General features: G+C 66.8%; 18 protein-coding genes and 1 tRNA gene. 13 read left to right on the top strand and 6 right to left on the bottom strand.

Annotation, left to right across the window (positions count from 1 at the left end; genetic code table 11):
* Positions 1-192 precede the first annotated feature (192 nt).
* The 5 genes from ACFWVD_RS01070 to ACFWVD_RS01050 all read left to right on the top strand — a co-directional run bounded on the left by ACFWVD_RS01070 (position 193) and on the right by ACFWVD_RS01050 (position 6,228).
* Positions 193-1,290 carry a TauD/TfdA family dioxygenase gene (locus tag ACFWVD_RS01070; protein ID WP_379239871.1) on the top strand — a complete coding sequence of 366 codons (1,098 nt, stop codon included), beginning with the start codon at positions 193-195 and terminating at the stop codon, positions 1,288-1,290.
* On the top strand, positions 1,262-2,272 hold the full coding sequence (locus ACFWVD_RS01065; protein WP_379239870.1) for an ornithine cyclodeaminase family protein: 1,011 nt from the start codon (positions 1,262-1,264) through the stop codon (positions 2,270-2,272). Before ACFWVD_RS01070 ends, ACFWVD_RS01065 begins: the two co-directional genes overlap by 29 nt.
* A gap of 113 nt (positions 2,273-2,385) precedes the next feature.
* The gene (locus ACFWVD_RS01060) at positions 2,386-3,675 is read left to right on the top strand and encodes a Y4yA family PLP-dependent enzyme (RefSeq protein ID WP_379239869.1); all 1,290 of its coding nucleotides are present in this window, start codon (positions 2,386-2,388) and stop codon (positions 3,673-3,675) included.
* Between the two features lie 20 nt (positions 3,676-3,695).
* Positions 3,696-4,724: a PLP-dependent cysteine synthase family protein gene (locus ACFWVD_RS01055; RefSeq protein ID WP_379239868.1), complete on the top strand. Its 1,029-nt coding sequence runs from the start codon at positions 3,696-3,698 to the stop codon at positions 4,722-4,724.
* Positions 4,725-4,836: 112 nt separating this feature from the next.
* The gene (locus ACFWVD_RS01050; protein ID WP_379239867.1) at positions 4,837-6,228 is read left to right on the top strand and encodes an MATE family efflux transporter; all 1,392 of its coding nucleotides are present in this window, start codon (positions 4,837-4,839) and stop codon (positions 6,226-6,228) included.
* 40 nt (positions 6,229-6,268) lie between these two features.
* On the opposite strand, the gene ACFWVD_RS01045 is transcribed toward ACFWVD_RS01050, so the two are convergent.
* The gene (locus ACFWVD_RS01045; protein ID WP_379239866.1) at positions 6,269-6,844 is read right to left on the bottom strand and encodes a TerD family protein; all 576 of its coding nucleotides are present in this window, start codon (positions 6,842-6,844) and stop codon (positions 6,269-6,271) included.
* Positions 6,845-6,883: 39 nt separating this feature from the next.
* Entirely contained in the window at positions 6,884-7,369 is a 486-nt protein-coding gene (locus tag ACFWVD_RS01040; protein ID WP_379239865.1) for a hypothetical protein, read from the bottom strand.
* Positions 7,370-7,581: 212 nt separating this feature from the next.
* On the opposite strand from ACFWVD_RS01040, the gene ACFWVD_RS01035 reads away from it, so the two are divergent.
* Positions 7,582-8,163: a hypothetical protein gene (locus tag ACFWVD_RS01035; RefSeq protein ID WP_379239864.1), complete on the top strand. Its 582-nt coding sequence runs from the start codon at positions 7,582-7,584 to the stop codon at positions 8,161-8,163.
* 4 nt (positions 8,164-8,167) lie between these two features.
* Here the strand turns inward: ACFWVD_RS01035 and ACFWVD_RS01030 are convergent, their stop codons facing one another.
* The gene (locus tag ACFWVD_RS01030) at positions 8,168-8,800 is read right to left on the bottom strand and encodes a MazG family protein (RefSeq protein ID WP_379240930.1); all 633 of its coding nucleotides are present in this window, start codon (positions 8,798-8,800) and stop codon (positions 8,168-8,170) included.
* 71 nt (positions 8,801-8,871) lie between these two features.
* Entirely contained in the window at positions 8,872-12,483 is a 3,612-nt protein-coding gene (gene mfd, locus ACFWVD_RS01025) for a transcription-repair coupling factor (RefSeq protein WP_379239863.1), read from the bottom strand.
* A 147-nt stretch (positions 12,484-12,630) separates the two neighbouring features.
* Here mfd and ACFWVD_RS01020 point away from each other — a divergent pair, with 147 nt between their 5' ends.
* Positions 12,631-13,254 carry a TIGR03085 family metal-binding protein gene (locus ACFWVD_RS01020; protein WP_379239862.1) on the top strand — a complete coding sequence of 208 codons (624 nt, stop codon included), beginning with the start codon at positions 12,631-12,633 and terminating at the stop codon, positions 13,252-13,254.
* 1 nt (position 13,255) lies between these two features.
* On the opposite strand, the gene ACFWVD_RS01015 is transcribed toward ACFWVD_RS01020, so the two are convergent.
* Both ACFWVD_RS01015 and ACFWVD_RS01010 read right to left on the bottom strand, forming a co-directional pair.
* Positions 13,256-13,903, bottom strand: coding sequence for a TetR family transcriptional regulator (locus tag ACFWVD_RS01015; RefSeq protein WP_379239861.1), 648 nt, complete (start codon positions 13,901-13,903; stop codon positions 13,256-13,258).
* 160 nt (positions 13,904-14,063) lie between these two features.
* Positions 14,064-14,702 (bottom strand): TetR/AcrR family transcriptional regulator, encoded by a 639-nt coding sequence (locus ACFWVD_RS01010; RefSeq protein ID WP_379239860.1) that lies wholly within the window; start codon positions 14,700-14,702, stop codon positions 14,064-14,066.
* A 225-nt stretch (positions 14,703-14,927) separates the two neighbouring features.
* Here ACFWVD_RS01010 and ACFWVD_RS01005 point away from each other — a divergent pair.
* From ACFWVD_RS01005 to ACFWVD_RS00980, 6 genes are all read left to right on the top strand, one after another.
* Positions 14,928-14,998 (top strand) — tRNA-Gln (locus tag ACFWVD_RS01005).
* Positions 14,999-15,087: 89 nt separating this feature from the next.
* Complete coding sequence (gene glmU / locus ACFWVD_RS01000) at positions 15,088-16,578, top strand: bifunctional UDP-N-acetylglucosamine diphosphorylase/glucosamine-1-phosphate N-acetyltransferase GlmU (RefSeq protein WP_379239859.1); 1,491 nt, start codon at positions 15,088-15,090, stop codon at positions 16,576-16,578.
* Positions 16,575-17,555, top strand: coding sequence for a ribose-phosphate diphosphokinase (locus tag ACFWVD_RS00995; RefSeq protein ID WP_379239858.1), 981 nt, complete (start codon positions 16,575-16,577; stop codon positions 17,553-17,555). Before glmU ends, ACFWVD_RS00995 begins: the two co-directional genes overlap by 4 nt.
* Positions 17,556-17,841: 286 nt before the next feature.
* Positions 17,842-18,558 (top strand): hypothetical protein, encoded by a 717-nt coding sequence (locus ACFWVD_RS00990; protein ID WP_379239856.1) that lies wholly within the window; start codon positions 17,842-17,844, stop codon positions 18,556-18,558.
* A gap of 13 nt (positions 18,559-18,571) precedes the next feature.
* Positions 18,572-19,213, top strand: coding sequence for a DUF2461 domain-containing protein (locus tag ACFWVD_RS00985; RefSeq protein WP_379239855.1), 642 nt, complete (start codon positions 18,572-18,574; stop codon positions 19,211-19,213).
* A gap of 48 nt (positions 19,214-19,261) precedes the next feature.
* Positions 19,262-19,636 carry a hypothetical protein gene (locus ACFWVD_RS00980; protein ID WP_379239854.1) on the top strand — a complete coding sequence of 125 codons (375 nt, stop codon included), beginning with the start codon at positions 19,262-19,264 and terminating at the stop codon, positions 19,634-19,636.
* The last annotated feature ends 24 nt before the right edge of the window (positions 19,637-19,660 follow it).

The following is a 19,660-nucleotide window of genomic DNA, read 5'->3' as shown; positions in this document are numbered from 1 at the left end:
GAACCGCAGCGCGACGCGGACACCCCGCTCGACCGCCACATCGGCGAGGCGGGTAGAAAACTACGTTATATAGATCGGCTATTTTCTGGCCGACACGTTAGGTAAGTCTTGCCTAATTCAATTCGAGGCACTACCTTCGCTCATCGAGCCTGATGATCACCCATGATCGACCGATGCGCAGAAGGGAAGCCGGTGAAAAGCGTTCTCTCCGAACGTATTACGTCTCACCAGCCCGATATCGAAACCCGCGAGCTCGACCACGACGCCGCTGCGGCGCTTCGCACGCTCGCCGCGGACATTCGCCACCGATTAGGTGACGCGGCACACACCGACACCTTGCACGATCCCGCATTGCTCGCCCAGATCGCCGATCGCGTGGGCGAATTGCCCGACAGCGTCCGGCGCGCCGTCGCACCGCCTGCCACTGCGTCCGGCGCGGCCGTGGTGCGCGGGCTGCGGGTCGACGCCGATTTCGGTGCGACCCCGGCGGATTGGCAGGACGCGGCGCGACACACGCATCCCGGATCGTTCGAACTCGACATCGCGATGCTGTTGCTCGCGCGGTGTGCGGGCGAACCGTTCGGCTGGCAGGGGCAGCAGAACGGCCGACTGGTCAACAACATCGTGCCCGCGGCGGGCCACGAACACGAGCAGTCCGGCGCGAGCAGCGCCACCCTGCTCAGTCCGCACACCGAGGACGCCTTCCACGCCGACCGCGCGAATCTGCTGATGCTGATCTGCCTGCGCAACCCCGACCGGGTCGCCACCACGGTGTCCTCGGTGCGGCAGGTTCGCCTGTCCGACGAGGATCTGCGCACACTGACCACGCCGACGTTGCCGATCCTGCCGGACGTGTCCTACGGGACCGGTTTCACCCAGCACGCTCCGCTGCCGACGCTGTGGTTCGACGAGAACGATTGCGCCACAACCCGCTACGACCCCGCCTACACCCCACTCGACGACGCCGACGCGACCTTCCGGATCGCCTACGCCCGACTCACCGCCGAACTCGCCAGGGTCTGCCACGCCCCCGCGCTGGCCCCCGGCGAGATCCTGCTGGTGGACAACGACGTCGCCGTGCACGGGCGCGTACCGTTCCGGGCCCGCTACGACGGGACCGACCGCTGGCTCAAACGCGTGAACATCAGGCTGCCCGAACGACGTCGGCGCGCGCAGGAAGCGGCCGAGAATGGGTATGGGCAACGGGTGGTCGCGCCGTTCCGGGCGACCGCTGATCGGACAGCAGAGCGGGGCAGGGCAGATGAACGAGGATCCGTTGAACAACCGTGACCGCAGCACCCCGTTGCGGGTGCTCTCGCGCAGCGACCTGGCCGACGTGCCGATCAGTCCGGCCGACGTCGTACGCGCCGTCGAGGAGGCCTATCTCGCCTTCGCGGCAGGCGAATCCGACAATCCGCGCAAGCTCAGCGTCGCCGATCCCGACGGGTCGTCGGTGTCGTACGCGATGTTGGGTCGCGACGGGCGGCGGCGGGTGGTGGCCATGAAGACCTCCTACAAGTTCGATCCCGGGCACGACCGCAGCACCAAGCGGTACTACACGACCATCACGCTCTACGACGACACCACCGGGGCACCGATCGCGCTGATGGATTGCTCGCGGGTGGGTGCGTTGCGTACGCCCGCGGTGTCGGCGCTGCTGGTGCGGGAGACCGCGCGGCGTGGGTCGGAGAGTGTGTTGCTGATCGGGACCGGGACGCAGGGACGTAATGCGTTGCCGCACTTGCTTGCTGCCAATCCAGGGTTGCGCAAGTTGATGGTGTTCGGTACGCATCCCGAGGGGCTGGCCGCGGTGCATTCGCAGCTGGCTGACGCGGTTCCGCACGCGCTGCTCGAAGTGGTCGACGATCCGTACGCTGCCGCGGCCACCGCCGATGTGGTGCTTGCTACCGCCGGGCCCGGCACCGAGGTCGCGCTCGAATCTTCGCATCTGGCACCGGGTTCGACTGTGGTGCTGGTCGGTTACGGATTGGCGCCGTCGACGCTGGTGGATGCCGATCGGGTGGTGGCGACCAGTGCGGCGCAGATGGCGTTGACGGGTACCGACATGGTCGGGCCCGATGGGACTCTGCGCGCGGTGGATGCCGAACTGCCGCAGGTACTTACGCGTAGCGCTGTTGCGCGGCGGACCGAGGACGAGAAGATCTTCGTCTACAACAGTGGGCTGGTGCTGACCGATATCGCGGTTGCACATGCGTTGGCTGCCAGGGCAATTGCCGAAGGGCGTGGCACGGAGGTGCCGTTGTGGGACTGACGGACGTGCCGATTGGGAAAGATAGCGCGTCGCCACCCGATATGAGCCTGTCGGCGCGAGTGCCCGCTACCGCTGGACGGCCCGGGAGCGTGGCGGAGCACTGTGCTCCGCCGATGCCCGCTTACGTCGACCCGATCGAGCGGCGGTTGCTTGCTGATCCCGTGCTGCTCGGCGATATCGCCGAGGCGGTCGGTGGGCCGTTTCATGTGCTGTTTCCCGAGCGGGTTTCCTTGAATATAAAGACTTTTCAGCAGGCGTTCACTGCTGCGGGTGTCGATGGGTTCGTGTACTTCGGGAAGAAGGCGAACAAGGCGGCCTGTGTGGTTCGGGCGTGTGCGGAGAGCGGTGCGGGGGTCGATGTCGCCAGTACCGGCGAGTTGGTCGCGGCACTGTCTCAGGGTGTGCGCGGCGAGGATTTGATGGTCACCGGGCCTGCGAAATCGGACGAACTGCTGTGGTTGGCGGCTCGGCATCGGGCGTTGATCGCGATCGACGCGCTCGACGAGCTGAGGCGACTCGGCGAACTGGAGTTGCCGGTGCGAGTGCTGCTGCGGGTGTTGCCCGAGGGTTCGAACAGTCGGTTCGGACTCGATCCGATGGAACTCGAGCAGGCGATTCAAGCCATCAGTGGTTCGATCACGTTGTCCGGCTTCAGCTTTCACCTGTCGGGTTACGACGTGGTAGCTCGCTCCGAGCTCGCAGCCGCACTGGTCGGGCATTGCCTCCGCGCACGGGCCAACGGCCATCCGGCAGACACGATCTCGATCGGCGGCGGCTTCGGCGTCGACTATCTCGATGCTCAGTTCTGGGCGAAGTTCCAGAACACGCTCAGCGCCAACTGGTTTCATACGAACCCGGCCACCGACTACTACCCGTACCACTTCCCGGTTCCCGGCGCGGCGATGCTCAGCGCCATCCTCGACCACCAAAATCTGGCCGAACTGCTGCGCGACAACGAAATACGTCTAGCCATCGAACCGGGACGTGCCCTACTCGACCGCGCCGGCAGCTCAGTCTTTCGCATACAGGGCGTGAAAACCCGTACTGCACAGGGCAACCCGTACGACATTCTCACCGTCGACGGCACCAGCCTCAGCCTGTCCGAACAGTGGTTCGACAGCGAATACCTCCCCGACCCCGTCCTGTGGCCCACCCGCCCCGGCCGGCTCACCCCCACCTGCGTCGGCGCCACCACCTGCCTGGAGTCCGACCTGCTCAGCCGACGGCGTATCCCGCTGCCCCGCCGCGCACACCTGCGCGACCTGCTCGTCTACCCGAACACCGCCGGGTACCAGATGGATTCCAACGAGTCCACGTTCCACGAACTCCCACTGCCCCCGAAAGTCGTCCTGCACGCCGCGGCGGACCGCCTGCGCTGGACCTTGGACGCCACTTCCCGCTGATCCCGATGGAGGAAAACCCCATGGCTGTCGTCACGCGCGTGACGGATCTGATCGGCCGCACTCCCCTGTTCGAACTCGCCGTCACCGACACCGGCACGCGGCTGCTGCTCAAGCTCGAACAGTTCAATCCCACCGGCGCCGCCAAGATCAGAATGGCCCGGTCGATGGTGCTCGACGCCGAGCGGCGAGGGTTGCTGGGCGATGGCGGGCATATCATCGAGTCGACGTCCGGGAACACCGGACTCGGCTTGGCGGTGGTCGCGGCCGAACGTGGCTACCGATTCACCGCCGTGGTCGACAACCACGCCTGTAAGGACAAGTTGCGCGCGATGGCAGCCATGGGCACCGACCTGGTGTTCGTCGCCGATGACGGCAGCGACGAACTGGCCACCTCGGCACGCGAGGACCTCGCCGAGGCGATGGCGGCCGCCCGCGACGACGCGTACTTCACCGAACAGCACAACAACGACGCCAACGCGGTGGGGTATTACGCCGTGGCCGAGGAATTGCTGGCCGACGTCGAACGGGTCGACATTCTGTTGTCCGCGGTCGGCACCGGCGGGTCGCTGTTCGGCACCGCCACCCGCCTGCGCGATCTGGGGCTGCCCGCTCGGGTGATCGGCGTCGAGCCGGTCGGGTCGATCGCGTTCGGGGGCGAAGGTGGGCCGTATTGGCAGTCGGGCACGGGCACGCCGCCCGGCGCGACCATCGGCACCGCCGTGGACTATTCGCTGCTCGACGAAGGGGTGAAGGTCGGCGACGTCGACGCCTTCGCGACCGCGCGGGCCGTGGCCAGGACACACGGGCTGTTGATCGGCGGGTCGGCGGGCGGTTCGGTGCACAATGCCTTGGCGCGGCTCGAGGAGTTCCCGGCCGGGTCGACCGTGGTGACGATCGTGTGTGACGGTGGCGAGAAGTACCTCGATACCGTGTTCGACGACGAGTGGATGCGTGCGCGCGACCTGCTCGACGCCGACGCCGAGGCCGCGGTGACCACGCTGCTGCGCCGGTATTCGCCGGTGCGCCACGATGAACTGATGGAGGTCTGAGTGAGCGCGATCGCGCGCTACCCGAACAGCCGGCCCGGAGCGGCCAGGTGAACGCACACGCGCTACACCGAACCGCACCGACGACACGAACTGCGCCAGTCGGAGCGAGCCGATGACCGGCACACGCAGTGACGGCGGGGCGCTGGCGAAGCTGGCTACGCCGATCGCGCTCACCCAATTGGCGCAGATCGCGGTCTCCACCACCAACCTCGCGCTGATGGGCACGCTCGGGGTGCGCGAGGTGGCTGCGGGTGGGTTGGCGCTGGTGCTGTTCAACCAGATTCGGACCATGTGCGTCGGGCTGATCACCGGGACCGGGAATCAGATCGCGGGGGCGCTCGGCGCGGCGGGCAAGCGTGGTGACTGCGCCGACGACGAAGTGCGGGCGGTGGTGCGGGCCGCGTTCGTCATCGCGACCATCGCCGGGCTGCTCGGCGGGGCGCTGTTGATCGGGTTGGGCTGGGTGTTGCCGTGGCTGGGTCAGGACGCGGCCGTGCTCGAACTGGCCCGGCCGATGATGATCGCGCTCGCGCCTGGACTGCTGCCGTGTCTGTGGTTCCAGGTGTTGCGGCAGTACACCGTCGGGATGCAACGTCCACAGGCGTTACTGCTGGTCACGCTCGGTTCGGTGGCGTTGAACCTGGTGCTCGCGTTGGCGTTCATCCACGGCTGGGCGGGTATTCCGGCGATGGGTCTGACGGGTGTGGGTATCGCGACCTCGCTGGTTTTCCTGATCACCTTCGGGGTGTTCTGGGCGATGGTGCGCCACGACGAACAACTGGGTCGCACCCTGCCGACGACGCCGTGGCCGGTGCGCTGGGAGACCGTGCGCGAGGAACTGCGCCTGGGCACCCCGATCGCGCTCACCTACGGGTCGGAAGCGGGCATGTTCTCAGTGCTCGCACTGGTGATGGGTAGTTTCGGGCCCGCCGCCCTGGCCGCGCACAGTGTGGTCTACCAGATCATCTACATCGTGTTCCAGATGGCGATCGGCCTCTCGCACGGTGCGTCGATCCTGGTCAGCCATGCGGTGGCGCGTGACGAATTCAGCCATGCGCGGGCGCTGGCCTGGTTGGCGTTGCGGATGGCGGCGGTGATCGCGATCGTCACCGGTGTCGTCTACGTACTCGCGCCCGACATCGTGCTGGCACCGTTCCTCGATGCCTCCGACACCGACACGGTCGCCATCGCGCACACGTTGCTGCTCATCGGCATCGTGCTGCAGTTCTTCGACGCCGCCCAGAACATCGGCACCGGACTGTTGCGCGGGCTCAAGGAAACTTCCGCGGGCTTCCGGCTGTCGCTAGTCGGCTACTGGGGCGTGGGTCTTCCGGCCGCGCTACTGCTCGCGTTCCCTCTGCATCTGGGCGCGGCAGGCGTGTGGTGGGGACTGACGGCAGGTCTGGCGACCACGGCCGCGCTCATGCTGCGCAAGTACTTCGCGCTGCTCGATCAGGCCAGTACGGCGAAGCCGCCGCGCGTGCCCGTCGGCCAGTCACGATAAAGGCGGGCGACGCGATGTCGCCCGCCTCGGTCGCGGTTCGTCAGAGATTCACACCGTAATCGCGTGCGATGCCCGCCAGACCTGAGGCGTAGCCCTGGCCGACGGCGCGGAACTTCCACTCGTTGTTGTGGCGGTACAGCTCGCCGAAGACCATCGCGGTCTCGGTGGAGGCATCCTCGGACAGGTCGTAGCGGGCCAGTTCCACGCCGGTGTTGCCGTCGGTGACGCGGATGTAGGCGTTGCGGATCTGGCCGAAGGACTGGCCGCGGGCCTGGGCGTCGTGGATCGAGACCGGGAAGAAGATGTTGGTGATGGTCGGCGGCGTGGCGGCCAGGTCGACGTTGATCACCTCGTCGTCGCCGTCGCCCTCGCCGGTGAGGTTGTCGCCGGTGTGTTCGATGGTGCCCTCGGGCGAGCGCAGGTTGTTGTAGAACACGAAGTGCTGATCCGACAGCACCTTCAGGTTGGTGCCGGTGGCCAGCGCGCTGGCGTCCAGGTCGTGGTCGGCACCGGTGGTGGTGCGCACGTCCCAGCCCAAGCCGACCGCGACCTTGGTGAGGTTGTCGGTCTGCTTCGACAGCGAGACGTTGCCGCCCTTGGCGAGTGTGACGCTCATGGAGAACCCTTCTGTCCAGATGGTATGCCGTAGAAGAACTTACGCTGCCGGTCCGTTGTCGGCCCAGGTTCGCAGGGTCTCGACGCGACCCTCGAGCGCCCGCAATTCGGTGTCGTCGAGGACGGTGCGCTGGATGCCGCGATCCACGGCGAACGCGGACTGGCGATGGTCGTCGATCACGTCCACGTCCAGCTGCACCGCGGTGTAGTCCTGCGCGTCCGGCATCTGCTCGGCGAGCACCGTCGCCCGACCCCGCGCACACAACGCCACATTGCCGCCGCCCAGAATCAGCAACGCCACCTCCGGCCGCGCCCGCAACCGCGCCAACGACCCGCGATCGGATTTCAAGCTGATGAGGATCCGCCGATCACCCGCGCGCACGGGCCAGGACACGGGAATCGCGTGCGGGGCCGGATCGGTGGTCACCAACACCGCGATGGTTTCCTGCGGCCACACCGGCAGCACCTCGAGCTCGGGATGATCGGTCATCACGTCCTGCTTCGCCGGATCTACCTCTGTACCCATCAATGCCACCTCGACACTCGCCGGACCCCTGCTCCCCGCCGCGCACGACGAGCTGCTTCGAGTCTAAAGCGGTGTGGCCCTTGCCCGCTGGCGCGCGCGAGATTGTCCACAAGATCTCAGCAAGGTCTCAGATCCAGCGAGGACACCTTGACCGGCGGAGTATCGTTAGCTCATCGGTAACTGACCATTTGTCGACGACGACAGGGTGAGTCATGAACGTCAGGAAATCGCTGTGCGCAGCGGCGGCCGGTCTGCTCGGGGTCGCTGCTTTCGTTCCCGCTGTGGCCCAGGCCGACCATGGTGATCCGGAGAACGGGTGCGTGCCCTATCACTCGGATCCGAACGACGGCACGCGGCCGTGTGTGATGTCGCGGTTCACGATCGGGCCGACCGCCACCATCGGCGATGGCGTCTGCGTGGGGCCGGTCACCGCGGGCGGCACGGCCTACGACGGTCCGCTCGTCGGAAACCCGTACGTCCCGAACACTCCGGTCGGTGCCGAACACGTCGTCTCACTGCACCTCACCGCCGGCTTCTGGCTGCTTCCGTCGGTCCCGGTGGGAGCATGCAATCTGACTGCCACCGTGCATTGGCGCAACCTCGATACCGGTGCGGCGGGCGCGGAAACCCGGTCGGTGGAGCCGTACCTGTGCATCAACGTCTACTGCGAGCCCGAGCTGCTCGACCGCGCATCGCCCACGGTCGATCTCGCCACCGGTCGCGGCCGCGTACACATCGACCTCACGACCAACCACCCCAGCGTTCCTGCCGGTGCAGACATCTTCGTGCCGTGAGCGCTCAGCGTGGCCAGTAGGTGCGCCAGTCGTCGGCGGTGAGAGCTGTGCGAGTGCCCCGGTCGGCTTCGGCGGCATCCTCGGCCGAGCGAATGGCGTCGGCGAAGGCCAGGGCGGCCTTGCGGAGGCGTTCCTCAGCGGAATCCGGGCCGCCCAACTCGACCACGCGCAGGGTCTGCGGGATCAGGTCGTCGGGCAGACCTGCTGCGGCACTGCGGGTGCGGATCTTTTCGGCAAGGGCCAGAGCGGGTTGGGCCATGGCTATGCCGTCCAGGCAGGAGCGGCGGGCCTTCTCCGCGGATTTGCGTTCCTCCCAGGCCTTTTCCTGTGCGGCGATCTTGTCGGCCACCGAGGTGCCGTGGGAGAAGTCCGCGTCGGTGAGGTAGGGGCTGCGGTGGACCAGTTTGTCGACCAGGGCTGCGGCTACGTCGTCGACGGTGAATTCGCCTGCGTCCTGGGCTATTCGGGAGTGGAACAGCACCTGTAGCAGTAGGTCGCCGAGTTCTTCCTTGATGGTTTCGGCGTCGCCTGCTCCGATGGCGTCGAGGAGTTCATAGGTTTCCTCGAGCAAGTAGGGGCGCAGCGAGTCGTGGGTTTGGGTGCGTTCCCAGCCGCCGAAGTTCCAGAGGCGGTCCATGACCTCGACCGCGTCGGCCAGGCCTGCTGCCACTACTGCCGTGTCGGCTTGTTCCTGCGAAACGTCGGGGCTCACCGCTGCGAGGCTTCCGTCGGGACCGAAAGATCCACCATCCCTTGCGGTTTGCCGTCCATCGCCAGCAGGAAGTCGGCGACGAACTGCAGCACGGCCACGTCGCGCACCCGGTCGGCGCCGACACTGTCGGTCACGCGCGGCAGCGGCAGCTGGATGAGGCCGCTGGCGGGACGGTAGGTGGCGGCGGGATACAGGCGCTTGAGCCGAAGTTGTTTGGAATCGGGCAGATCCAGCGGGCCGATCTTCAACGACGGGCCGGTGACCACGATCTCGGACACGTTGTACTCGCGCGCGAGCAGCCGCAGCTTGGCCACCGCCACCAAACGGCCGACCTCCACCGGCAGGGCGCCGTAGCGGTCGACGAGCTCCTCGATCACCGCCGAGAGGGCCGTATCGTCCTGTGCGGACGCGAGTTTGCGGTAGGCCTCGAGGCGCAGGCGGTCGCTGGCGATGTAGTCGGGTGGGATGTGCGCGTCGACGGGCAGGTCGATGCGCACCTCCTTGTTCTCCTCGGTGGTGATCGGCTTGCCATCGGCCGCGGCCCGATACGCCTCCACGGCCTCGCCGACCAGTCGCACATACAGATCGAAACCGACACCGGCGACGTGACCGGACTGCTCGGCACCGAGAACGTTGCCCGCGCCACGGATTTCGAGATCCTTCATCGCCACGGCCATGCCCGCACCGAGGTCGGAGTTCTGCGCGATGGTGGCCAGACGGTCGTAGGCGGTCTCGGTGAGCGGCTTCTCCGGCGGGTACAGGAAGTAGGCGTACCCGCGCTCCCGCGAACGCCCGACACGACCACGCAACTGGTGCAACTGCGAAAGGCCAAGCGAGTCAGCGCGTTCCACGATCAGGGTGTTCGCGTTGGAGATGTCGAGGCCGGTCTCGATGATCGTGGTGCAGACCAGCACGTCGTATTCGCGCTCCCAGAAGCCCTGCACGGTCTTCTCGAGCTGATCCTCGTTCATCTGGCCGTGCGCCACCACCACGCGCGCCTCGGGCACCAGATCGCGAATCTTCTTGGCGGCCTTGTCGATCGAGGACACCCGGTTGTGCACGTAGAACACCTGACCGTCGCGCATCAACTCACGGCGAATAGCGGCGGTGACCTGTTTGTCGTTGTACGCGCCCACATAGGTGAGCACCGGGTGCCGTTCCTCGGGCGGGGTGAGAATGGTCGACATCTCGCGGATGCCGGCCAGGCTCATCTCCAGGGTGCGCGGAATCGGCGTGGCGGACATGGTGAGCACGTCGACGTGGGTGCGCAGCGCCTTGATGTGTTCCTTGTGCTCCACACCGAAACGCTGTTCCTCGTCGACGATCACCAGGCCCAGGTCCTTCCAGCGCACGCCCGTCTGCAACAGCCGGTGCGTGCCGACCACGATGTCGACCGAGCCGTCGGCCAGCCCGGCCAGGATCTCCTTGGAGTCCTTGGCATCGGTGAACCGGGACAGCCCACGCACGGTCACCGGGAAGCCCGCGACGCGTTCGGTGAAGGTCTGCAGATGCTGCTGGGCCAGCAGGGTGGTGGGCACGAGCACGGCGACCTGTTTGCCGTCCTGCACCGCCTTGAACGCCGCGCGCACCGCGATCTCGGTCTTGCCGTAACCCACGTCACCGCAGACCACGCGGTCCATCGGGACCGGCTTCTCCATATCGGACTTCACGTCGGTGATGGCGGTCATCTGGTCGACGGTCTCGGTGAACGCGAACGCGTCCTCCATCTCCAACTGCCACGGCGAGTCAGGGGCGAAGGCGTGGCCGGGCGCGGCCTGACGCGCGGCATACAGCTGCACCAGTTCGCCGGCGATCTCGCGAACCGCCTTGCGCGCCTTGCGTTTCGTGTTCGCCCAGTCGCTGCCCCCGAGCTTGGACAAACTCGGCAGTTCGCCACCGACGTAGCGGGACAACTGGTCCAGCGATTCCATCGGCACGAACAACCGGTCGCCGGGCTGACCGCGTTTGCCGGGCGCGTATTCGATGACCAGGTATTCGCGGCGCGCACCGCCGATGGTGCGTTCGATCATCTCCACGAACCGGCCGATGCCGTGCTGGTCGTGCACCACCATGTCGCCGGAGGTCAGCGCGAGCGGGTCGACCTGGTTGCGGCGCTTGGCGGGCAGTCGCTTGCCCTCCGACGGCGCGGTGACCCGGTTGCCGGTGAGGTCGGATTCGGCCACCACCACCAGACCCGCGTCATCGAAGATCAGACCGTCGTGCAGCGAACCACACAGCACGCCAACGACTCCGGGCTCCGGGACGCCGCCGGAAGGCAGCAGCGCGGCGGGCACTTCGGCTTCGCCCAGGCGTTCCATCACACGCTGCGCGGTGCCGTGGCCGGTCACCACGACCACCGCGCGACCACCGGTGGCCACGTGCGCGCGCAGCGACGCGAAGATCGTGGCCACCAGTTCCTCGGACCCGCGCGCGGTCGGCCCCGCCTGCACCGGCAGGGTCACCTCGATCGGATCGCCGGAGCTGAGCGGGCTGATCGTCCACCACGGCAGGCCGAGAAGATCTGCGCTGGTGTGCAATTCGGGCAGGCCGCGATAGCCGGAGGCGGCCAGGTCCAGTCCGTTGGCACCCAGCGGCGCGTCGCTGCCGAACGAGGCCGCGGTCCACGACGCTTCGAGGAATTCCTCGCCGGTGCGCACGAGATCGGCTGCGCGCGTACGGATCTTCTCCGGATCACACAGCAGCAGCTGGGTGCCCTCCGGCAGCGCCTCGGTGAGCAGGCTGAGCTTGCCCGGCGCCAACACCGGCAGCAGCGCCTCCATCCCCTCGATGGGAATGCCCTCGGCGATCTTGTTCAGCATCTCGACCAGCGACGCGTCGGCTTCGTGATCGGCGGCGACCTCGACCGCGCGTTCGCGCACCGACGAGGTGAGCAGCAGCTCGCGACACGGCGGCGCGACCACCACGTCGAGGGTGGACTCCCCCAGCGAACGCTGATCCGCGACCGAGAACGGGCGGATCTCGGAGACCTCGTCACCCCAGAACTCCACGCGCACCGGATGATCCGCGGTCGGCGCGAACAGATCGAGGATGCCGCCGCGCACCGCGAACTCGCCGCGCTTGCCGACCATGTCCACCCGGGTATACGCGAATTCGACCAGGCGGGACAGCAATTCGTCGAACTCGTAGTCGCTGCCCACCCGCAGCACGATCGGTTCGATATCGCCGAGACCCGCCGTCATCGGCTGCATCAGCGATCGCACCGTGGTGACCACCACGCGCAGCGGTTCGGGATAGACGGTGTCCTCGGGATGGGCCAGTCTGCGCAGTACTTCGAGCCTGCGGCCCACGGTGTCGGGGCCGGGCGACAGCCGTTCGTGCGGCAGGGTCTCCCACGACGGGAACATGGCCACCTGCGGGCCGAGCATCTCGGTGAGCTCGACGGTCAGATCGTCGGCCTCGCGGCCGGTCGCGGTCACCACCACCAGCGGACGCTGGTCGGCCATCGTCGCGGCCACGAACGGCCGCACCGCCGACGGCGCGACCAGTTCCACCCCGGACTTACCGACCAGATCGGTGACCTTCCGCAGCGCGGCGTCACCCGCGACCGCCTCGGCCAGACCGGCGAGCGGAGGACGAAGGGAGGACATTGTTCGCTCCTGAATGCGCAGACGGGAATGGGCGAGGTGACCATCCCGAAGTCTAGTCACCGGGTCCGACAAGTCCGGTGCCGCCGGTAGCGCCCGCCCCCACGCGGGTGCGTTCGCCGATGCACGTTGCGCGCGTAGGGTGCAAGGGTGAGTCTGGCTCGACGTGAACGACATGCCCTCGCCGACACCATGGCCGCGGCGGGACAGACCGCGCCGACCCTGTGCGGGACCTGGACCGTGCACGACCTCGCCGCCCACCTGGTGGTCCGCGAACGCAGGCCCGACGCCGCCGCGGGCATCGTGCTCAGCCCGCTGGCCGGATATCTCGACGCGAAACAGGCGGAATACGCGCGGAAATCGTTTCCCGCACTGCTCGAGCTGGTCCGCACCGGACCGCCGTGGTGGTCGCCGCTGCGCCCGGTCGACGCGTTCGCCAACCTCACCGAGATGTTCATCCACCACGAAGACGTCCGCCGGGCCGAACCAGGATGGGAGCCAAGACAATTGGCTGCCCGCGACGAAGACCGGCTGTGGACCGCACTGCGCGCGGTAGCCCGTACGGCCTATCGCAAGTCACCCGTGCCGGTCGTCCTCGCGACCCCGCAGGGCGCCAGGATCACCGCACATCGCGGCGACGGCGGCGAAGTCGTGCTCACCGGGCCACCCTCGGAACTGCTGCTGCATGCCTTCGGACGCGACGAAGTCCGGATCGTCCCGACGGGCGCGGAAGCCGACGTCAACGCAGTCCTCGCCACCGACAGAAGCGTATGAACTACACGATGTAGCGACGCAGCCGACGTGCGGCGAACTCCCGGAAGTACGACAGCTTCTCCGACGGCACCAGCGACGGCAGCACGAAATACCAGGCCCGCTCCATCCGCGCCGCCATCTGCTCCATCGACTCGGTCCCGACCGCCACGATGTGCACGCCCGCGATCAGTTCCTGCAGCAGCACCCCGACCACATCCGGGTCCAGGTCGGCGCTGAGGTCGCCCTGGGCGATCGCCCGCTCCGACAGCAACCGGTAGGTTTCGCCCCAGGTCTTGGCGATGTTGTCGCCCTGGGCGCCGCGATAGTCGCCGATCTGATGGGTGAGCTTGAGCATCGCGCCCACCATCGGATCGTTCATCGACAGATCGGCCACCACGTAGGTGATCCCGATGGCCGCTTCCAGCGCGGGGACTCGGGAATCGAAGAAACCCTGGCAGGACCCGATCAGGCGTTCGTTGCCCTGATCGACCACCGCCCGAGCCAGCTCCTCCTTGGAGCCGAAGTGAAAGTACAAGGCGCCCTTGGTCACATTGGACTGCGCGATGATTTCGCTCAGGCTCGCGTTGGCGTAGCCCAAACGGAGAAAGACATCGGCAGCGCCAGCAAGGACGGAGTCGCGGGTGATCTCCGCGCGTGCTTGCCTAGCCATCAGATCCGCCTGTCATCCAATAATCCAGCCATCCTGAAGTAGACCGACATCCCGAAATTCGTTCGACATACCGCCCGGCAGCACCCAAAAGGATGGGTGAACCGTACCACCAGGCAGCAATGCGGCAGCCGAATCAAGGATTCGGTTCCACGTACGCGCGCTATCGTCCGGTTATCCCACCGTTGGTCGGTGTAGTCCCCGTATTCCATTCGGAGCTGAGACCCGGTTCGGCTTCCAAATGACTCAAACCGTTCCAACACAGGTTGACCAGATGCGCCGCGACCACCTCTTTCGGCGGGGTGCGCTCGTCCAACCACCAGGTGGCGGTGGTCGAGACCATGCCGACCAGGGCCTGCGCGTACAGCGTGGCAAGGCTGGTATCCAGGTCGCGTCGACCGAAATCACCGGCGAGCAGATGCGCGACCTGGTTGACGGCCTCGTTGAGCAAGCTCGAGTACCGGCCGTCGACCGACGGCGCGGGCTGATCGCGCACCAGGATGCGGAAACCGTCAGTGCGTTCCTCGATGTAGGTCAGCAGCGCCAGCGCCACCTGCTCCAACCGCACCCGCGACCGATTGCGGGTCAGCGAGGAGGTGACCATCTCCAGCAGCATCGACATCTCGCGATCCACCACCACCGCGTAGAGGCCTTCCTTGCCCCCGAAGTGCTCGTAGACCACCGGCTTGGACACCTGCGCGCGCTGGGCGATCTCCTCGATCGAGGTCGCGTCGTACCCGCGCTCGGCGAACAACGCCCGCCCGATCTCGATCAACTGCTGCCTGCGCTGCGTACCGGTCATCCTCGGCCTGGTTGTCCGACCTGGCTCACCAGACGACATGAGCTCCCCCGCCTCTCCGCGTTTTCGACTCACGAGATCAGTACGTGCGTTCCAGAAGGCTAACAACGTCGTTCGAGGTCGGGCACGACAGGCGTGGACAAGATTCGCCCGACGGCGGGATCGTGTGCGAGGATCTAGCCGTGCCGTAGCACAGTGGTGGGCTCTCGCGGCCCACTGGTGTCGCAATCCGCCGTAGTGTAATGGCAGCACCTCTGATTTTGGTTCAGATAGTTCAGGTTCGAGTCCTGGCGGCGGAGCACACGGACACAGTGACGTATCGTCGGCCCGCACCGTCTACCGACCGAACCCGCCACAGCACTCGCTGACAGGCAGCCGAGGGAGATCCATGCCACCGCAGACCGCCGTCGTCGTTCTCGCAGCAGGTGCAGGAACGCGAATGCGGTCGAAGACTCCGAAAGTGCTGCACCCCTTAGCAGGCCGTTCGATGCTGTCGCACGCGCTGCACGCCGCCGTCGAGATCGATCCGACCCACCTGATCACCGTTGTCGGGCACGACCGCGAGAAGGTCAGTGCCGCCGTGGCGGATGTGGGCAAGGAACTCGGCCGTGAGATCGTGTGCGCGCTGCAGGAACAGCAGCTGGGAACCGGCCACGCGGTGCAGTGCGCACTGGGATCGATCCCGGCGGACTTCGACGGCGACCTGCTCGTGACCTCGGCCGACGTGCCGTTGCTGGACGGACACACTCTTTCCGCGTTGCTCGACGAGCACCGCAGCTATGCCGACCGCCCCGCGGTGACGGTGCTGACCTTCGTACCCGACGACGCCAACGGCTACGGCCGGATCGTGCGCGACGACGACGGCCAGGTCGCCGAGATCGTCGAGCACGCCGACGCCACCCCCGCGCAGGCCAAGATCAAAGAGGTCAACTCCGGCGTCTACGCGTTCGACGCGTCGGTGCTGCGGACCATGATCGGGCGGCTGTCCACCGCCAACGCCCAGCACGAGCTGTACCTCACCGACGTGCTGCGCCTGGCCCGCGAGGCCGGTCATCCCGTGCACGGCGCGCGGCTGATCGACTCGAACAAGGTCACCGGTGTGAACGACCGGGTGCAGCTGTCGCAGGCGGGCGCCACTCTCAATCGCTACATCCTCGAACGCCACATGCGCGCGGGCGTGACGATCATCGACCCGGCCTCGACCTGGATCGATGCGAGCGTGCGGATCGGCCGCGACGCCGTATTGCGGCCGGGTACCCAGCTTTTCGGCACCACCGAGATCGGCGAGGACGCCGAGATCGGACCCGACACCACGCTCACCGACGTGCTCGTCGGGACCGGCGCGAGCGTGGTGCGCACGCACGGCACGCACGCCCAGATCGGCGACGGCGCGTCCATCGGCCCGTTCAGCTACCTGCGGCCCGGGACCGTGGTGGGCGAGGAAGGCAAACTCGGCGCGTTCGTCGAAACCAAGAACGCCTCGATCGGTGCCCACTCGAAAGTGCCGCACCTCACCTACGTCGGCGACGCGACCATCGGCGAGCACAGCAACATCGGCGCGTCCAGCGTTTTTGTGAACTATGACGGGGTGACCAAGCACCACACTGTGGTCGGTTCCCACGTGCGAACCGGCAGCGACACCATGTTCATCGCGCCGGTCACCGTGGGTGACGGGGCCTATACGGGGGCGGGTACTGTACTGCGCAGAAGCGTTCCACCGGGCGCACTTGCCGTGTCGGGTGGACCACAGCGCAACTTCGACAACTGGGTGCAGCGCAACCGTCCAGGAACCGCTGCGGCGCGCGCGGCGGCGGAAGCCATCGCGGCAGACGAGACGTCTTCGAAGACAATCGAGCAAAAGGATGGCAACCAGCAGTGACCGCGTTCTCGATCGACAACCAGAAGAACTTGATGCTCTTCGCCGGCCGGTCACATCCTGAGCTGGCCGAGCAGGTCGCCAAGGAACTCGACGTCGACATCACGCCGCAGACCGCGACCGATTTCGCCAACGGCGAGATCTTCGTGCGGTTCGAGGAGTCGGTTCGCGGTTCCGACGCCTTCGTGCTGCAGAGCTTCCCCGCGCCGCTGAACCAGTGGCTGATGGAACAGCTCATCATGATCGACGCGCTCAAGCGCGGTTCGGCCAAGCGGATCACCGCGGTGCTGCCGTTCTACCCGTACGCGCGCCAGGACAAGAAGCACCGTGGCCGCGAGCCGATCTCGGCTCGTCTGGTCGCCGATCTGCTCAAGACCGCCGGTGCCGACCGCATCATCAGCGTCGACCTGCACACCGACCAGATCCAGGGCTTCTTCGACGGCCCCGTCGATCACATGCACGCGTTGGTGCAGCTATCGGACTACATCCGCACCAACTACCCGTCGGACAACCTCGCGGTCGTCTCCCCCGACGCGGGCCGCGTGAAGGTCGCCGAGAAGTGGGCCGACGCGCTCGGCGGCACGCCGCTGGCGTTCATCCACAAGACCCGCGACCCGCTGGTACCCAACCAGGTGAAGTCCAACCGCGTCGTCGGTGACGTCGAAGGCCGCACCTGCGTGCTGATCGACGACATGATCGACACCGGTGGCACCATCGCCGGTGCGGTGAAGGTGCTCAAGGAAGCCGGCGCCGGCGACGTGATCATCGCGGCCACGCACGGCGTGCTCAGCGATCCGGCCGCCGAGCGGCTGGCCAACTGTGGTGCCAAGGAAGTCGTCATCACCAACACGCTGCCGATCAGCGAGGACAAGAAGTTCCCGACGCTGACGGTGCTGTCGATCGCGCCGCTGCTGGCACGCACCATCCGTGAGGTCTTCGAGAACGGTTCCGTGACCGGCCTGTTCAACGGCAACGCCTAGTCTTTCGACCTCCAGCACGGCCCTTCGGCATTCGCCGGGGGGCCGTTTCTGGTGGTGCTGTTTCCCGCTCCTGGATATCCCGCGGACGGGTTTTCCCGCTTTTGGCAATCCTCGGTATGGAATCCCCGCTCACGGGTGCCTCGCGTCGGTTCGGGGACGGTCGGGTGTGCTCGTCGTCGGGGCCGGTCGTTATCGCGTTGGTGTGGCCGATCGGGGGTTGCGGGGGTGCGGCGGGCGATACTGGTAGCGGTTAGTTGCACCGATCGCCCCGACCAGGGAGGTTTCGATGAGCACACCGCAGGACCCCGATTCGCCTGCCGAGCATCGGCCTCGCCACGCCAAACCTGAGCCATCTGGGCAGGACGAGTCATCCGCGAAACCCGAGACCTCCGCGAAGCCCGACGCATCAGCGCGGCGCGAGCTGTCTTCGAAGTCCGAACTTCCGCGGCAGGGTGTGCGGCGCAAGCCGTTGGGGCAGCACGAGCGGCCCGAGGTGTCGTACTCAGCGGTCGACGAACCTGCCGAGCAGAGTTCGTCGGACGAGGGGCAGTCCGAGGTGACTTTTTCGATCTTCGATACCGCGCCGACGTCCGCGGACCGGCGCGCCGAGGACAAGAAGCCGCAGCGACCCGCGGTGTCGTATTCGCTGTCCGATGCTGTCTCGGAGACGGCCCCCGATGCGTCGGGTGTGCCCGGCGACCACAAACACCCCGAACGACCCCAGGTCGACTACGGCGGCCTGCCGTCCGACACCGACGACACCGATTCCGGCACCCCCGGACGACAGACCTGGTCGATGGTCGCGTTCGTTTTCGCGACGATCGCGCTGCTGCTGTTCCCGATCATCTTCGGCGTGCTCGGCATCGGCTTCGGCCTGTACGCCCACAAGAAGGGTGAGAAGCTCGGGTACTGGTCCGCGATCGCGGCACTGACCGCGCTGCTGGCGGGCCTGGCGATCCGGATCTACTTCTTCGACGCCGCACTGATCCCCGAACAGGACTGAGACACCCGCACCGATGGACGCTTTCACCGGATTCCCGCTCACCGGCCTGGACTTCTACGAAGATCTCGAGGCTGACAATTCCAAGGCCTTCTGGAACGCGCACAAACACGTGTACGACGAGGCGGTGCGCGCGCCGATGGTCGCGCTGACCGCCGAACTCGCGGCGGAGTTCGGGCAGGCGAAGATCTTCCGGCCCTACCGTGATGTCCGGTTCTCCGCCGACAAGCTGCCCTACAAAACCCACCAGGGCGCGGTGGCCGGCGTCGCGCCCGGCGTCGGCTGGTACGTGCAGATCGGGGCGGCGGGCTTGTTCATCGCGGGCGGTTGCTTCCGTCCTTCGACCGCCGCCTTGGCCGTCCTGCGAGCCACGATCGACGACGACGTGAGAGGCCCGGAACTCGAGAAGATCCTGGCCTCCACCTCGGCCGCCGGCTTCGCACTCGGCGACGACAAGCTCAAAACCAAACCGCGCGGCTACCCCGCCGACCACCCCCGCATCGACCTGCTCCGCTACAAATCGCTGACCGTGCACCGCGACTTCGGCGCACCCGACTGGCTGCCCACCCCCGCCGCCGCGAAAGAAATCCGCCGCGCCTGGAACGAGCTGCGACCGCTGGTCGAGTGGTTCGCCGCGGTCCTGGAAGGCGTCGACTGACGGGCGTGGTTCGTGACGGATGGCCCTTCGAGGCCGATACTGGAACCCATGAGCCGTGAACCGCTGGACATGGACATGGGCGACGACGAACAAGCCGACGAGATCGTCGAGTACGAGCGCTACGTGGAGGACCCGCCCGCCGACTACGTGATCCGCAACCACGAAGCCGACGCCGACGGCTTTCTCGGCATCAACGAGGAAGTCTCCGAGGAGTACTCCGAACGCGGCGCCCGCCACGAGGCGATGGAAGAGGACGAGCGCCCCGCCGAAGAAGTCGCGATGCGCGTCGTCGGCGACGACAACGTCGACGGCGACCTCTTCGACGACGACCGCATCAACGGCGAAGAAGGCGTCGAAAAAGACCTGGAAGGCGACGAAAACCTGATCAGCGGCGAATACCTCGCCGACGAACTCGACCTGTAGTTCGTCCTCTCTGCTGTTCGCCGC

Source organism: Nocardia sp. NPDC058666 (assembly GCF_042714895.1).
Taxonomy (GTDB): Bacteria; Actinomycetota; Actinomycetes; order Mycobacteriales; family Mycobacteriaceae; genus Nocardia.
Note: the sequence above shows the minus strand (reverse complement) of the source record. Positions and strands in the feature narration are given on the sequence as shown.

Coding starts and splice junctions, on each gene's coding strand:
- ACFWVD_RS01065 (WP_379239870.1), top strand. CDS start 1,262: ATGAACGAGGATCCGTTGAACAACCGTGACCGCAGCACCCCGTTGCGG.
- ACFWVD_RS01060 (WP_379239869.1), top strand. CDS start 2,386: ATGCCCGCTTACGTCGACCCGATCGAGCGGCGGTTGCTTGCTGATCCC.
- ACFWVD_RS01055 (WP_379239868.1), top strand. CDS start 3,696: ATGGCTGTCGTCACGCGCGTGACGGATCTGATCGGCCGCACTCCCCTG.
- ACFWVD_RS01050 (WP_379239867.1), top strand. CDS start 4,837: ATGACCGGCACACGCAGTGACGGCGGGGCGCTGGCGAAGCTGGCTACG.
- ACFWVD_RS01045 (WP_379239866.1), bottom strand. CDS start 6,844: ATGAGCGTCACACTCGCCAAGGGCGGCAACGTCTCGCTGTCGAAGCAG.
- ACFWVD_RS01040 (WP_379239865.1), bottom strand. CDS start 7,369: ATGGGTACAGAGGTAGATCCGGCGAAGCAGGACGTGATGACCGATCAT.
- ACFWVD_RS01035 (WP_379239864.1), top strand. CDS start 7,582: ATGAACGTCAGGAAATCGCTGTGCGCAGCGGCGGCCGGTCTGCTCGGG.
- ACFWVD_RS01030 (WP_379240930.1), bottom strand. CDS start 8,800: ATGGACCGCCTCTGGAACTTCGGCGGCTGGGAACGCACCCAAACCCAC.
- mfd (WP_379239863.1), bottom strand. CDS start 12,483: ATGTCCTCCCTTCGTCCTCCGCTCGCCGGTCTGGCCGAGGCGGTCGCG.
- ACFWVD_RS01015 (WP_379239861.1), bottom strand. CDS start 13,903: ATGGCTAGGCAAGCACGCGCGGAGATCACCCGCGACTCCGTCCTTGCT.
- ACFWVD_RS01010 (WP_379239860.1), bottom strand. CDS start 14,702: ATGACCGGTACGCAGCGCAGGCAGCAGTTGATCGAGATCGGGCGGGCG.
- glmU (WP_379239859.1), top strand. CDS start 15,088: ATGCCACCGCAGACCGCCGTCGTCGTTCTCGCAGCAGGTGCAGGAACG.
- ACFWVD_RS00990 (WP_379239856.1), top strand. CDS start 17,842: ATGAGCACACCGCAGGACCCCGATTCGCCTGCCGAGCATCGGCCTCGC.
- ACFWVD_RS00985 (WP_379239855.1), top strand. CDS start 18,572: ATGGACGCTTTCACCGGATTCCCGCTCACCGGCCTGGACTTCTACGAA.
- ACFWVD_RS00980 (WP_379239854.1), top strand. CDS start 19,262: ATGAGCCGTGAACCGCTGGACATGGACATGGGCGACGACGAACAAGCC.